At 67.0% G+C, this 14,253-nt stretch carries 12 protein-coding genes; 9 read left to right on the top strand and 3 right to left on the bottom strand.

What is annotated here, in order from left to right:
- The first annotated feature begins 162 nt into the window (after window positions 1–162).
- From ACQR07_RS00575 to ACQR07_RS00565, 3 genes are read left to right on the top strand one after another with little or no spacing between them, the layout of a single operon-like run.
- Window positions 163–1,098: a cyclase family protein gene (locus ACQR07_RS00575; protein ID WP_434900454.1), complete on the top strand. Its 936-nt coding sequence runs from the start codon at window positions 163–165 to the stop codon at window positions 1,096–1,098.
- 53 nt (window positions 1,099–1,151) lie between these two features.
- Window positions 1,152–1,637 carry a Holliday junction resolvase RuvX gene (ruvX, locus tag ACQR07_RS00570; RefSeq protein WP_434900453.1) on the top strand — a complete coding sequence of 162 codons (486 nt, stop codon included), beginning with the start codon at window positions 1,152–1,154 and terminating at the stop codon, window positions 1,635–1,637.
- 3 nt (window positions 1,638–1,640) lie between these two features.
- Window positions 1,641–2,564, top strand: coding sequence for an AEC family transporter (locus tag ACQR07_RS00565; RefSeq protein ID WP_434900452.1), 924 nt, complete (start codon window positions 1,641–1,643; stop codon window positions 2,562–2,564).
- Between the two features lie 6 nt (window positions 2,565–2,570).
- On the opposite strand, the gene ACQR07_RS00560 is transcribed toward ACQR07_RS00565, so the two are convergent.
- A complete protein-coding gene (locus tag ACQR07_RS00560) occupies window positions 2,571–3,371 on the bottom strand; it encodes a CPBP family intramembrane glutamic endopeptidase (RefSeq protein ID WP_434900451.1) in 801 nt (266 codons plus the stop codon).
- Window positions 3,368–5,011: an acyl-CoA dehydrogenase family protein gene (locus ACQR07_RS00555; protein WP_434900450.1), complete on the bottom strand. Its 1,644-nt coding sequence runs from the start codon at window positions 5,009–5,011 to the stop codon at window positions 3,368–3,370. Before ACQR07_RS00555 ends, ACQR07_RS00560 begins: the two co-directional genes overlap by 4 nt.
- A gap of 228 nt (window positions 5,012–5,239) precedes the next feature.
- Between ACQR07_RS00555 and ACQR07_RS00550 the strand changes: the two genes are divergently transcribed.
- From ACQR07_RS00550 to dprA, 5 genes are all read left to right on the top strand, one after another.
- Window positions 5,240–6,193 (top strand): aspartate carbamoyltransferase catalytic subunit, encoded by a 954-nt coding sequence (locus tag ACQR07_RS00550; RefSeq protein WP_434867416.1) that lies wholly within the window; start codon window positions 5,240–5,242, stop codon window positions 6,191–6,193.
- 22 nt (window positions 6,194–6,215) lie between these two features.
- Entirely contained in the window at window positions 6,216–7,517 is a 1,302-nt protein-coding gene (locus tag ACQR07_RS00545) for a dihydroorotase (RefSeq protein ID WP_434900449.1), read from the top strand.
- Window positions 7,518–7,544: 27 nt separating this feature from the next.
- On the top strand, window positions 7,545–8,141 hold the full coding sequence (gene plsY / locus ACQR07_RS00540) for a glycerol-3-phosphate 1-O-acyltransferase PlsY (RefSeq protein ID WP_434900448.1): 597 nt from the start codon (window positions 7,545–7,547) through the stop codon (window positions 8,139–8,141).
- Between the two features lie 216 nt (window positions 8,142–8,357).
- Window positions 8,358–9,683 carry a patatin-like phospholipase family protein gene (locus tag ACQR07_RS00535; protein ID WP_434900447.1) on the top strand — a complete coding sequence of 442 codons (1,326 nt, stop codon included), beginning with the start codon at window positions 8,358–8,360 and terminating at the stop codon, window positions 9,681–9,683.
- Window positions 9,684–9,746: 63 nt separating this feature from the next.
- Window positions 9,747–10,865: a DNA-processing protein DprA gene (gene dprA, locus ACQR07_RS00530; RefSeq protein ID WP_434900446.1), complete on the top strand. Its 1,119-nt coding sequence runs from the start codon at window positions 9,747–9,749 to the stop codon at window positions 10,863–10,865.
- A gap of 173 nt (window positions 10,866–11,038) precedes the next feature.
- Here dprA and ACQR07_RS00525 read toward each other — a convergent pair whose 3' ends face one another.
- Window positions 11,039–11,248 carry a hypothetical protein gene (locus ACQR07_RS00525; RefSeq protein ID WP_434866766.1) on the bottom strand — a complete coding sequence of 70 codons (210 nt, stop codon included), beginning with the start codon at window positions 11,246–11,248 and terminating at the stop codon, window positions 11,039–11,041.
- A 225-nt stretch (window positions 11,249–11,473) separates the two neighbouring features.
- Between ACQR07_RS00525 and topA the strand changes: the two genes are divergently transcribed.
- On the top strand, window positions 11,474–14,251 hold the full coding sequence (gene topA / locus ACQR07_RS00520) for a type I DNA topoisomerase (protein ID WP_434900445.1): 2,778 nt from the start codon (window positions 11,474–11,476) through the stop codon (window positions 14,249–14,251).
- Window positions 14,252–14,253: the final 2 nt, after the last annotated feature.

Raw genomic sequence — 14,253 nt, 5'->3', positions numbered from 1 at the left:
AGATTCTGCAGTAAAACACGGCCATTTCGACCGATGCGACGTTCGGGCGCTGTGCAGCGCACGCATCCTAAAAACACTTTGTCCGTTGGCGCCGTACTACGTTAGGATGCAGCGCTGGCCAGCGCGAAATACAACAAACATCAACAAGTCGGAGGAAATGCGATGCGCAACGCGTTCGTGTTGTGCTGTTCGATTGCCATGATGGGTGCGATCGGGACGGCGAATGCCCAGGACTGGACGAAATCGAAGTGGGGGCCGAACGACGAGATCGGCGCCGCCAACTACATGACGCCGGAGCTCGTGGTCAAAGCGGCCTCGCTGGTGAAGACCGGCAAGACCTACCCGCTCGGCATGATCATCGACGGCAAGACCCCCGCCTACCCGCCGCGCTCGTTCAAGATCACCGTGGTACAGCCGGGACAGGCGGGCATTCCAGGGCTCGGACCGAACAAGGCGACCTATAATGACGACATCGTCGAGGGCTGGGTCGGCGTCGGCAGCCAGCTCGACGGTCTCGGCCATCTCGGCATCGAGCACGTCTATTACAACGGCAACAAGCTGCTCGACTTCGCCGATCCGACCGGCCTGAAGAAGCTGGGCATCGAGAAGGTGCCGCCGCTGGTGGCGCGCGGCGTGCTGCTCGACATGGCCGCCTATTACGGCACCGACGTCGTCAAGGAAGGCACCGCGTTCAACGTCAAGGAGATCGAGGAGGCCGCCAAGAAACAGGGCGTCGAGATCTGCCAGGGCGACATCGTGATCTTCCATACCGGCTGGCTCGGCCTGATCGGCAAGGACGACAAGCGCTACGGCGCCGGCGAGCCTGGCCTCGGCGTCGAGGGCGCCAAGTACCTGACCTCGAAGGGCGTGGTCGCCGTCGGCGCCGACAATTGGGCGGTGGAAGCGATCCCGTTCGAATCGAAAAACCTGTTCGAGGTGCACCAGATCCTGCTCGCCATGAACGGCACCTACATCCTGGAGAACATGGACACGGCCGAGTTGGCCAAGGACAAGGGCTACGAGTTCCTGTTCGTGCTGGGACAGCCGCGCTGGCGCGGCGGCGTCCAGGGCAACATCAACCCGATCGCGATCCGGTAGAGGTTACGATCCGGCTTTGCCTCGCGGGCGTGGCGCGTGCTAAGCGGCGCGCCATGCCCGCTCCCATCCTCCCCCTCATCGAAGCCGCCGGCCGCTGGCCCGAGCGCGGCGCGCTCGTCGGCCTCGACCTGGGCACCAAGACGATCGGCGTCGCCGTCTCCGATCCCGATCGCCGGCTCGCGACCGGAGTCGAGACCATCCAGCGCAAGGCGTTCAAGGCCGATGCGGCGCGGCTGCTCGCGATCTCGGCGGAGCGCAAGGTGGTCGGTTTCGTGCTCGGCCTGCCCATCAACATGGACGGCAGCGAGGGGCCGCGGGCGCAATCGACCCGGGCATTTGCACGCAATTTCGCCGGCCTCACCGACCTGCCGATCGGTCTGTGGGACGAACGGCTGTCGACGGCCGCCGTGGAACGCGAGCTGATCGGTATGGATGTCAGCCGCGCCAGGCGCGCCGAGGTGATCGACACCCATGCCGCGATCTTCATCCTGCAGGGCGCGCTCGACCGGCTGGCGACGCTGCGCCGGTCGGGGCAGTAGGTCATGACACCGGTCATCGCAGCGCTGGCGCCGGTGTTCCTGCTGATCGTGATCGGCTTCGGCCTGCGGCGCAGCCTGATCCGGCTCGACGCGCAATGGCACGGGCTGGAGCGGCTGACCTACTACGTGCTGTTTCCCGCGCTGCTGCTGCAGAGCCTGGTCAAGGCCGATCTGAGCAAGGTGCCGGTGGCCGGCATCGGCGGCGCGCTGTTCCTGGCGATGCTGGCGATGTCCGCGCTCTGCCTCGCGCTGCGGCCGCTGCTCGCGCGCTCCGGCGTCGATGGACCAGCCTTCACCTCGATCTTCCAGGGCGCGACGCGCTGGCAGACCTACGTCGCGCTCAGCGTCTCCGGCAGCCTGTTCGGCCCGACCGGGCTGGCGGTGGCCTCGGTCGGCATGATCGCGATCATCCCGATGGTCAACGTCTTCAGCGTGGCGGTGCTCGCCCATTACGCCTCGCCGAACCGGCGCTCGCTGGGCGAGATCGCCGCGACGATCATCCGCAATCCGCTGATCTGGGCCTGCGCCGTCGGGCTTGCCCTCAACCTCGCGCATGTGCCGCTGCCAAAGCTCTGGCACGACGCCGCCGACGCGCTCGGCCAGGCCTCGCTGCCGATCGGCCTGCTGGTGACCGGAGCGGGGCTGCATTTCGAAGTACTGCGGCGCGCCGGGACGGCTGCCGCGCTCGGCGTCGTGCTCAAGCTGGTGCTGATGCCGATCCTCGCGATCGGGCTCGCCGGATGGTTCGGCGTCACCGGCCCGAGCCTCGTGGTGGTCGCGATCTGCGCCGCGGTGCCGACGTCACCGAGCGCCTATGTGCTGGCGAAACAGATGGGCGGCGATGCGCCGCTGCTGGCGCAGATCATCTCGCTGCAGACCGTGCTGGCGGCGATCACCATGCCGTTGGCGATCGCCTGGGCCGGCTGAGGACGTTCAGGAAGAGCCGCCGCCGGCGAGCCACATCGTCTGCAGCGTGGCGGCGAGGTTGTTGAGGCCGTGCAGCACGATGGTCAGCCAGGTCGAATGGCTGACCGAGCGCAGATAGCCGAACCACACGCCGAGCGCGAACACCTCGAGGAAGAAGTACCAGTCGTATTGCAGATGCATGGCCGTCCAGACCAGCGACGACAGCACGATCGCGCCGGGCACCCGGAGGAACGAATCCGACCAGCCGCGATACAGGAAGCCACGGGCAAACAGCTCCTCGGACAGCGGGGCCGCCACGCAGAACGCGATCACCATCAGCCAGACCGTGCCGTCGCCGCGCGCTGTCTTCAGCACGTCCATCATGAAGCCGGGCGAGACCTCGCGTCCCGTCGCGCGCGACATCAGGTCCCACGCGACCACGATCACGATCATGCCGCCGATGCCGATCCAGACATACTTCCAGGACGTCCAGCGCAGGCCGAGATACTCCGCGAACGGCGTGCGGGTGTGGCGGACGGCGAAATAAGTCGCGAGCAGCACGGCCGGAAGTCCCATCATCACGGACAGCGACAGCGTCAGTCCCCGCCCCGCGGCGCGGGCGAGCGCCGACAGATCCAAGGCGCTGTCGGCGAGAACGAGAACGGCGACGGATTGTCCGATCAGCATCGCGATGAAGATCACGACACCCCACAGCAACGTCCACCAGAAGCCGAGCGTGCGCGGCTGGTGCTGCGCCGGTCCCACCTGCTGCGGGGGATTGGCCGGATCGAGAGAATCCATGACGGCGGCTTCGGGCGTATCGGTCAAGGCAGGGCGCGCTCCAGCAAGCCACGGATGGCGGTGGGATCGAGATCGACGGCGCCGTACATGCTCGGATGGGTGGCGGCAAGCCGCGTCGTTGCGAACAGCTCGGCACGATCGGGGGACACGACGTTCAGCGCGGCGGCGGCCGCCAGCAGGGCCAGCTTCTCCACCGCAAGACGCGCAACGCGCTCGCTGTCGCCGCGGCGGAACGCCTGGCTGATCATGGCCAGGGCTTCAGTGGCTCCGGGCAGCCCGCGCGCATCAGCGGCAAGCGTTGTCATCACCGCGGCCGCCGCCTCCGCCTCGCGCGACAATGCGCGCAGCACGTCGAGGCACATCACGTTGCCCGAGCCTTCCCAGATCGCGTTGACCGGCGACTCCCGATAGTGGCGCGCGAGAAGGCCGTCCTCGACATAGCCGTTGCCGCCGAGGCACTCCATCGCCTCATAGAGGAACGGCGGCGCGCTCTTGCACACCCAGTATTTGATCGCGGGCGTCAGCAGCCGCATGTAGGCGGCCTCGCTGGCGTCGGCCGCCATGCGGTCGAACGCCCGGCACAGCCGCATCACCAGCGCCACCGTCGCCTCGACATGAAGCGCCATGTCGGCGAGCACCGACTGCATCAGCGGCTGGTCGGCCAGATGCTTCTGGAACACGCTGCGATGGCGCGCATGATGCAGCGCATGCGAAAGCCCCGAGCGCATCAGCCCGGCGGAGGAGATCGCGCAATCCTGCCGCGTCAGCTGCACCATCTGGATGATGGTGCTGATGCCCCTGCCCTCCTCGCCGATCCGCTCGGCGTAGGCGCCGGCGAACTCCACCTCCGACGAGGCATTGGAGCGGTTGCCGAGCTTGTCCTTGAGACGCTGAAAGCGCAGCGCATTGACCGCGCCATCCGGCGTGAAGCGCGGCATGAAGAAGCAGGTCAGGCCTTTGTCAGCCTGCGCCAGCACCAGGAAGGCGTCGCACATCGGCGCCGACATGAACCATTTGTGCCCGGTGATGCGGTAGCCGTCGGCGGTACTCTCGGCTGTTGTCATGTTGGCGCGGACGTCGGTGCCGCCCTGCTTCTCGGTCATGCCCATGCCGAGCGTCATGCCGCGCTTGCCCCACCACGGTGCAAACGCCGGATCGTAGTCGCGGGTGGCGATCACCGGCATCGTCCGCGCGAGCAGATCGGGCTGCGCCGCCAGCGCCGCGACCGACGCACGCGTCATCGTGATCGGACAGAGGTGACCACTCTCGACCTGCGAGGCGATGTAGAACTTCGCTGCGCGAACGACCTCCGAACGGCCGCCAACGGGCTCGCCTTGAGCCGTCCAAGTCGAATTGTGCAGCCCGGCCGCGATCGAGCGCGCCATCATCTGATGGTACGCCGGATGAAACTCGACGACGTCGCGGCGAAAGCCCTTGGCGTCGAAGCTGCGCAGCTTCGGCGTGTTCTCGTTGGCGAGCCGACCCTGCTCGGCCATCTCGGCCGAGCCCCAATCCGCGCCGAATGCCATCAGGTCCTGCTCGGCGCCCGCCCCGCCATTCGCCTTGACGGCCGCCATCAGCGGCCGGTCGGCCGTGAACAGGTTGACGTCCTCGAACGGCGGCGACTGGTTGAAGACCTCATGGGTCTCGAACGATGGCTGGGTCATGGCCGGGCTCCGAACATCTGCTTCATCGGCACGGCCGAATGCTGAATTCTTACGTGGGCGGCCCCGCGCCGGGCAGCGAAAACAGCCGGCATTCCCGGGCATAGTTCACAAAACCTTGCGGCATCGCCCACCCGGCGCCTGCCCGCGCCGGACGGAACGGGGGATAACTCGGAACCCCGGCTTTCGGCCTTGCCCCTCGCGGAAACCGCCCCTATAGCTCTGGCTTTAATGGCAACCTCACCGAAATCGAGTTTCGTCCTCGGGCACCGGCATTTGCTGGGAATCGAGGGCCTTTCCGCTCACGACATCACCGGTCTCCTCGACCTGTCCGAGGAATATGTCGAACTGAATCGTCAGGTCGACAAGAAGCGCACCGTGCTGCGCGGCCGGACCCAGGTCAACCTGTTCTTCGAGGCCTCGACCCGGACGCAATCCTCGTTCGAGCTTGCCGGCAAGCGGCTCGGCGCCGACGTCATGAACATGTCGGTGTCGTCCTCGTCCATCAAGAAGGGCGAGACGCTGATCGACACCGCGGTCACGCTCAACGCCATGCACCCCGACATCCTGGTGGTCCGCCACCACGCCTCCGGCGCCGTGGAACTGCTGGCGCGCAAGGTCGACGGTTCCGTGATCAACGCCGGCGACGGCGCGCATGAGCATCCCACGCAGGCGCTGCTCGATGCGCTGACCATCCGCCGCAACAAGGGCCGTCTCGAGGGCCTGGTCATCGCGATCTGCGGCGACGTGCTGCATTCGCGCGTGGCGCGCTCCAACATTCTCCTGCTCAACACGATGGGCGCCCGCGTCCGCGTCGTCGCGCCCTCCACTCTGCTGCCGCCGGGCATCGAGCGGATGGGCGTCGAGGTCGCACGCGATATGCGCGAGGGCCTCAACGGCGCCGACATCGTGATGATGCTCCGCCTGCAGCGCGAGCGCATGAACGGCTCCTTCGTGCCGTCGTCGTCGGAGTACTTCCAGTATTTCGGCCTCGACCAGAAGAAGCTTGCCTACGCCAAGCCGGACGCGCTGGTGATGCATCCGGGGCCGATGAATCGCGGCGTCGAGATCGACTCCATCGTCGCCGACGGCGCGCAATCGCTGATCCGGGAACAGGTCGAAATGGGTGTCGCCGTGCGCATGGCCGTGCTCGAGGCGCTGGCCCGCAACCTGCCGAATGCTTGAGAGAGAAGTCGGGACGAAACGCATGCTGACCGATCGCCGACCGATCCTGCTCGCCAACGCGCGCGTCATCGATCCCTCCCGCGACATCGACGGTCCCGGTGACGTGCTGATCGCCGACGGTGTGATCCGCGACCTCAAGCGCGGCATCGGCGCGGCCGGCGTGCCGGAAGGAACCGACGTCATCAACTGCGCCGGCAAGATCGTCGCGCCCGGCCTGATCGACATGTGCGCCTTCGTCGGCGAGCCCGGCCTGGGCCATCGCGAGACCTTTGCCAGCGCCAGCCAGGCCGCGGCCACCGGCGGCATCACCACCATCATCTGCCAGCCCGGCACCGAGCCTGTCATCGAGAACTCGGCCACCGTCGACTTCGTGCTGCGCCGCGCCCGCGACACCGCGATCGTCAACATCCAGCCGATGGCGGCGCTGACCAAGGGCCTGCGCGGCGACGAGATGACCGAGATCGGGCTGCTGCGCGCCGCCGGTGCGGTCGCCTTTTCCAACGGCCACACCAGCGTGATGAACGCCCAGGTGATGCGCCGCGCCCTGACCTACGCGCGCGACTTCGACGCGCTGATCGTGCATCACACCGAAGACCCGAACCTCGTCGGCGAAGGCGTCATGAACGAAGGCGAGTTCGCCTCGCGCCTCGGCCTCTACGGCATTCCAGCCGCGGCAGAGGCCGTCGTGCTCGAGCGCGACATGCGCCTCGTTGCCCTCACCAGGGGGCGCTACCATGCCGCGGCGCTGAGCTCGGTCGACTCGCTCGACGTCCTGAAGCGCGCGCGCGACGCCGGCCTTGCCGTCAGCGCCTCGGTGTCGATCAACCATGTCACGCTCAACGAGAACGACATCGGTCCCTACCGTACCTTCCTCAAGCTCACCCCGCCACTGCGCACCGAGGTCGACCGCCGCGCTTTGGTCGAGGCGCTCGCCTCCGGCCTGATCGACGTCATCATGTCCGACCACAATCCGCAGGACGTCGAGGTCAAGCGGCTGCCGTTCGCGGAAGCCGCCAGCGGCGCGGTCGGCCTGGAGACGATGCTGCCGGCGGCGTTGCGGCTCGTGCACAGTGGCGAATTGAGCTGGACGAGCCTGATCCGCGCGATGTCGACCCGCCCGGCGGAACTGCTCGGCCTGCCCGGTGGCACCTTGCGCGCTGGCGCGCCGGCCGACGTCATCGTGATCGATCCGGACGTGCCCTGGATTCTCGATCCGGCAGACCTCAAATCGCTGTGCAAGAACACGCCGTTCGACGAGGCCCGCTTCACCGGCCGCGTGGTCCGCACCATCGTCGGCGGCCGCACCGTGTTCGAACATGTCTGACGCGCCTGCCTCGCAAGGAGTTGTGTGATGGGATCCGAAGCCTTCCTGCCGGTCGCCCTGATCATCGGCTATCTCTTCGGATCCATTCCGTTCGGCCTGATCCTGACCAGGCTCGCCGGCACGCAGGATCTGCGCAGCATCGGCTCCGGCAACATCGGCGCCACCAACGTGCTGCGCACCGGCCGCAAGGGGCTGGCCGCCGCCACCCTGCTCGGCGATGCGCTGAAGGGCACGGCGGCCGTGATCATCTCCGGCTATCTCGGCGGCCCGAATGCGGCGATGATCGCCGGCCTCGGCGCCTTCCTCGGCCATCTATTTCCGGTGTGGCTGAAGTTCCGCGGCGGCAAGGGCGTCGCGGTCTACATCGGTATCCTGATCGGCCTGCTCTGGCCGTTCGCGATCTTCTTCTGCCTCGTGTGGCTCGCGACTGCATTCGCGTTCCGCTACTCATCATTAGCTGCACTCGTCGCGAGCGTGCTGACTCCGATCGTGCTGTGGGCTTTCGGCCACGTTGCGCTCGCCGCCTTGTTTGCGCTGCTCACCTTGTTGCTGATTTACATGCATCGCGAAAACATCCGTCGACTGCAGAGCGGCACCGAGAGCAAAATCGGCGCGAAGAAGTAGAATCTCCGGTGAATTACGGGCAAAACCGCGTCGGGCGCTGAACTCACAGCGGCAGCGCAGCAACACCGCCACATGATTAACTGATAAGTTAACGCCGCACCCTGGTGTGAATCATGATTGCCTGTCATGATTCCGACCTCTGATTACGCAACACCCATTCAAGCGGTCGATCGGCCTCGCACGATGATCGCAGGTGATGAGGAGTCGGCGCAGCAAATGTCCACCCAGGCGCGATCCAACGCTAGTCTCCTGCTCTCGGCGGCCCAGATCTGGTCGACGGGCGCTGTGGGTGCCGACGAGGCAGAAACCGCGGCCACGCCGGCCTCGCCCGACATTGAGGTGATTGCGCCCGCGGCCCCTATCGTGTCGGACAGCGTAGCCATCGCCCAGGTTGGCGAGCCACGTCCTGCCCCGGAACAGCCTGACGTCGCGCCGGCCGTGGCCGAGACGATCATCGCGGCCACCAGTGCGGCGTGCATCGCCGAGACTCGCGTGACGGAGGCGCCGGAACGCTCTCGCGTCGAAGCGATCGCCACCGTGACGCTGCCGCCGCCCCGTCGGGTGTGGCCGCCGCGCAAGCTGTCGCTGGCCCTGCAGGGCGGCGGAACCTTCTCGGCCTTCACCTGGGGCGTGCTGGACCGGCTGCTGCAAGAGCCGACTTGCGATTTCGACACGATCAGCGGCGCCAGCGCCGGGGCCGTCAACGCGGCCCTGCTCGCCAGCGGCCTCGCCAGAAGCGGCCGCGAAGAGGCCCGCAACCGGCTCGCACTGTTCTGGACGCGGCTTACGGAACAGGCCTCGTTCCGCGCGCTGATGGTGATCGGGGCGTTCTCGCCGCCGAGCAGCGCCGTCTCGTTCGGCTCGGGATTGCGCGGCGGTCGCGCCGACCCGCTCGATCTCGATCCGCTGCGCGACATCCTCGCCGAGACGATCGATTTCGACGCCGTTCACAGCGCGTCAGCCCCTCGCCTGCTGGTCGCCGCGACCCGGGTTTGCGATGGCGCACCGCAGATCTTCCGCAACGCCGCGATTACGCCGGACGTGCTGCTCGCCTCGACCTGCCCGGCGCAGCTCCACGCCGCCATCGAGATCGGCGATGAGACCTACTGGGATGGCGGCCACGTCGCCAACCCGCCGCTGATCCAGATCGCGCACGACTCCAGCGCGGCCGACCTGCTGGTCGTCCAGGTCACGCCGGCGCGCGACGGCTACATCCCGGTGACCTCGGCGGCGATCGATCGCCGGCTCGACCAGATCGCCGCCAATGCCGTCCTCAATGCCGAGCTCGCGGCGCTCGAATGGGCGCGCAGCGACGGCCTGCATCCGCCGCGCGTGCACCGTCTCGCGGCCGAGGACGCGATCGAGGCCCTGGCGCAGCGCGACGCGACCGATTTCGGCGCCGACCTGATCGAGATGCTGCATCAGCGCGGCCGCGAGGCCGCCGACCGCTGGCTGCGCGAGGCTCCTCCCGGCACCGCGCTCGCCATCCCGGACGAACAGGCATCTGTCTCGGAGGACACGCGCGACCTTGCGTTGACGTAGCGCGCCCTCTTCCCTGCGCCCTCGGGTTGTTCCATGCTGGGCCCTCTGTGAGAGGGCTTTCGCGTGGACGCCATCAATCCGACGATCGAGCTGAGCGCCACCGAGCGGCGCGACCGGCTGCGCCTGATCCGCTCGGACAACGTCGGACCGCGCACCTTCCGCTCGCTGCTCGACCATTTCGGCACCGCGCGCCTGGCGCTCGATCGCCTGCCGGATCTGGCGCGCCGCGGCGGCGCGGCGAGAGCGGGCCGCATCTGCACGATCGACGAAGCCGAGGCCGAGCTCGACACCTGCCAACGTTACGGCGTCGAGCTGCGGGCGCCGCAAGAGGACGGCTATCCGCCCCGCCTCGCCACCTGCGACGACGCACCACCATTGCTCGCGATACGCGGCGCCCGGGAGACGTTGATGCGCCCGATGATCGCCATCGTGGGCTCGCGCAACGCCTCGGCCGCAGGGCTCAAATTCGCCGGCCAGCTCGCGCATGAGCTCAGCCAAGAGGGCTTCGTCATCATTTCCGGGCTGGCGCGCGGCATCGATCAGGCCGCGCATCGCGCGAGCCTGTCGGGCGGCACCGTCGCGGTGCTGGCCGGCGGCCATGACCGGATCTATCCGCCGGAGCATGTCGATCTGCTCGGCGCCATCGTCGGCGGCCAGGGAGCAGCGATCTCCGAGATGCCGCTCGGCCACGAGCCGCGCGCCCGCGACTTTCCCCGCCGCAACCGGCTGATCTCGGGCGCCTCGCTCGGCGTCGTCGTCGTCGAGGCGGCGCATCGTTCGGGCTCGCTGATCACCGCACGCATGGCCGGCGAACAGGGCCGCGAGGTGTTCGCCGTCCCAGGCTCGCCGCTCGATCCGCGCTCGGCCGGCACCAACGATCTCATCAAGCAGGGCGCCACCCTGGTCACCGAGGCTGCCGACATCATTCAGGCCGTCGGTCCGATCATGGAGCGGCCGCTGCCGTCATCGCTGCGTGAACCCGACGAGGAGTTGTTCGCGCCTGATCCGGAGAGCCACGATCGCGCGCAGGTCATCGCGCTGCTCGGGCCGACGCCGGTGTCGATCGACGACCTGATCCGAATCAGCGGGCTGTCTCCCGCGGTGCTGCGCATGGTGCTGCTCGAACTCGAGCTGGCAGGCCGCCTCGAGCGGCACGGCGGCGGGATGGTGTCGCTCACCTAAAGCATGATGTGTTTCCACGGAACGCACCGTGGCGGCCTCGCGCACGTTTCCGAATTCGCAGCGCACAGCTTGGAGATCAGCCCCGCTATCACCCTCCCCTGGAGGGGGATAGCGAGATCGCGGCGCCTGCCGTCGTCATCATCAGGACGTTGCAGCGAATGCTAAGGCTCGCGTCAGCAGAGTCGGTTGCGGCTCCGCAGCCGGAGATGATCCTCGGCTTCCAGGTTCGCCATGCGCAACAGGTAATCCAGCATGTCGAGATGATGGCGCTGGGCGAGCTGGGCCAGGCCGGCCGTCACTTCGGCGACAAGCGCCGCCGCGGCGTCTGCATCTTCCACCGCCAGCTCGATATCGGGATCGCTTTTGTCCGCTGCCTGGGCCAACAAATCTATCCAGCACGAGGAATTTGAGGAAAAAGAACGCCAAATCAGAGCGGTTCCAAGCACGCTCCTCACAACCTGATAGGTACTTCGCGACTCCAACGCAATCGACTTTCAACACTCCTCGATTTGACAGGAACCGCCTCACCACCCATGTTCGGGTCAACGAGCCCTTGCGCGAATCCCGCGAAACCGGCTTCAATCCTTCCACTAAGCCATTGGAATTTCATGAATATCGTCATCGTGGAGTCGCCTGCGAAGGCCAAGACGATCAATAAGTATCTGGGCTCCTCTTACGAGGTTTTAGCCTCTTTTGGTCATGTCCGCGACCTTCCCGCGAAGAACGGTTCCGTCGATCCGGAGGAAAATTTCCGGATGATCTGGGAGGTCGACCCCAAGGCGGCCGGCCGACTCAATGACATCGCCAAATCCCTGAAGGGCGCGGACCGACTGATTCTCGCCACCGACCCTGATCGCGAGGGCGAGGCGATCTCCTGGCACGTGCTCGAGGTGTTGAAGGAGAAGCGCGCGCTCAAGGATCAGAAGATCGAGCGCGTCGTCTTCAACGCCATCACCAAGCAGGCCGTCTCCGAGGCGATGAAGCATCCGCGCCAGATCGACGGTGCGCTGGTCGACGCCTATATGGCGCGCCGCGCCCTCGATTACCTCGTCGGCTTCACCCTCTCACCGGTGCTGTGGCGCAAGCTGCCGGGCGCCCGCTCGGCCGGCCGCGTGCAGTCGGTGGCGCTGCGCCTCGTCTGCGATCGCGAGCTGGAGATCGAGAAGTTCGTCCCGCGCGAATACTGGTCGCTGATCGCCACGCTGGCGACACCGCGCGGCGACACGTTCGAGGCGCGTCTCGTCGGTGCCGACGGCAAGAAGATCCAGCGCCTCGACATCGGCACCGGCGCGGAAGCGGAAGACTTCAAGAATGCGCTGAACGCGGCGAGCTACACGGTCGCAACCGTCGACGCCAAGCCGGCGCGGCGCAACCCGCAGGCGCCCTTCACCACCTCGACCCTGCAGCAGGAGGCGAGCCGCAAGCTCGGCTTTGCGCCGGCGCACACCATGCGCATCGCGCAGCGCCTCTATGAAGGCATCGACATCGGCGGTGAGACCACCGGTCTCATTACCTATATGCGAACCGACGGCGTGCAGATCGACGGCTCGGCGATCACCCAGGCCCGCAAGGTGATCGGCGAGATCTACGGCAACAAATACGTGCCGGACAGCCCGCGCCAATACCAGACCAAGGCCAAGAACGCCCAGGAAGCGCACGAGGCGATCCGCCCGACCGACCTGTCGCGCAAGCCGGCCGACCTGCGCAAGCGGCTCGATGACGACCAGGCCAAACTCTACGAGCTGATCTGGACCCGCACCATCGCCAGCCAGATGGAATCCGCCGAGCTCGAGCGCACCACGGTCGACATTGTCGCCAAGGCTGGCGCGCGCACCCTGGAGTTGCGCGCCACCGGCCAGGTCGTCAAGTTCGATGGCTTCCTCGCGCTCTATCAGGAAGGCCGCGACGACGAGGAGGACGAGGACAGCCGCCGCCTGCCGCAGATGAGCCCCAACGATCCGCTCAAGCGCCAGAACCTCGCGGTCACCCAGCATTTCACCGAGCCGCCGCCGCGCTTCTCCGAGGCCTCGCTGGTCAAGCGCATGGAGGAGCTCGGCATCGGCCGGCCCTCGACCTATGCCTCGATCCTCGATGTGCTGAAGGCCCGCGGCTATGTGAAGCTGGAGAAGAAGCGGCTGCATGGCGAGGACAAGGGCCGCGTCGTCATCGCCTTCCTGGAGAACTTCTTCCGTCGCTACGTCGAATACGATTTCACGGCCGATCTGGAGGAGCAGCTCGACCGCATCTCCAACAACGAGATCGCCTGGCAGCAGGTGCTCAAGGATTTCTGGACGGGCTTCATCGGCGCCGTCGACGACATCAAGGACCTGCGCGTGGCGCAGGTGCTCGACTCGCTCGACGAGATGCTCGGCCCGCACATCTATCCGCCGCGCGAGGATGGTGGCGACGTCCGGCAGTGCCCGACCTGCGGCACCGGACGGCTCAACCTGAAGGCCGGCAAGTTCGGCGCCTTCGTCGGCTGCTCGAACTATCCGGAGTGCCGCTACACCCGTCCGCTCGCAGCCGACAGCGAAGCTGCGGCCGATCGCATCCTCGGCCAGGATCCGGACTCCGGCCTCGACGTCGCCGTCAAGGCGGGCCGTTTCGGACCTTACATTCAGCTCGGCGAGCAGAAGGACTACGCCGAGGGCGAGAAGCCGAAGCGCGCCGGTATCCCCAAGGGCACGCAGCCCTCGGACGTCGATCTCGAGCTCGCACTGCGGCTGCTGTCACTGCCGCGCGAGGTCGGCATCCATCCGGAGACCGGTCTGCCGATCATCGCCAATCTCGGCCGCTTCGGACCGTTCGTGAAGCACGACAAGACCTATGCGAGCCTGGAAGCCGGCGACGAGGTGTTCGACATCGGCCTCAACCGCGCCGTCACCCTGATCGCCGAGAAGGTCGCCAAGGGCCCGAGCAAACGTTTTGGTGCTGATCCCGGCAAGGCGCTCGGCGACCACCCGTCGCTCGGCCCGGTCGCCGTGAAGGCCGGCCGCTACGGCGCCTATGTCACCGCAGGCGGCGTCAACGCCACCATTCCCGGCGACAAGGAAAAGGACACGATCACCCTCGCCGAAGCGATCGTCCTGCTCGACGAGCGCGCCGCCAAGGCTGGCGGCAAGCCCAAGGCGGCGAAGAAGGCTGCGAAGCCCAAGTCTGCTTCAGGTAAGGCTGCTTCAGGTAAGGCGGCTGCCAAGCCGAAGGCTGGCGGCGACGACGACACGCCGAAGCCGGCCAAGAAGGCCGTCGCGAAGAAGGCCGCGGCCAAGCCGAAATCAGATTCCACCAGCAAGGCGCGTGCGCCGGTTGCCAAGGCCGCCAAGACGTCGGCCAAGCCTGCGACCAAGGCGACGCCCAAGAAGAGCGCCGGCAAGGCCCGCGGATGAGA

This window comes from Bradyrhizobium sp. HKCCYLS20291 (assembly GCF_051167715.1).
GTDB lineage: Bacteria > Pseudomonadota > Alphaproteobacteria > Rhizobiales > Xanthobacteraceae > Bradyrhizobium.
This window is presented reverse-complemented; position numbering and strand designations above follow the sequence as displayed.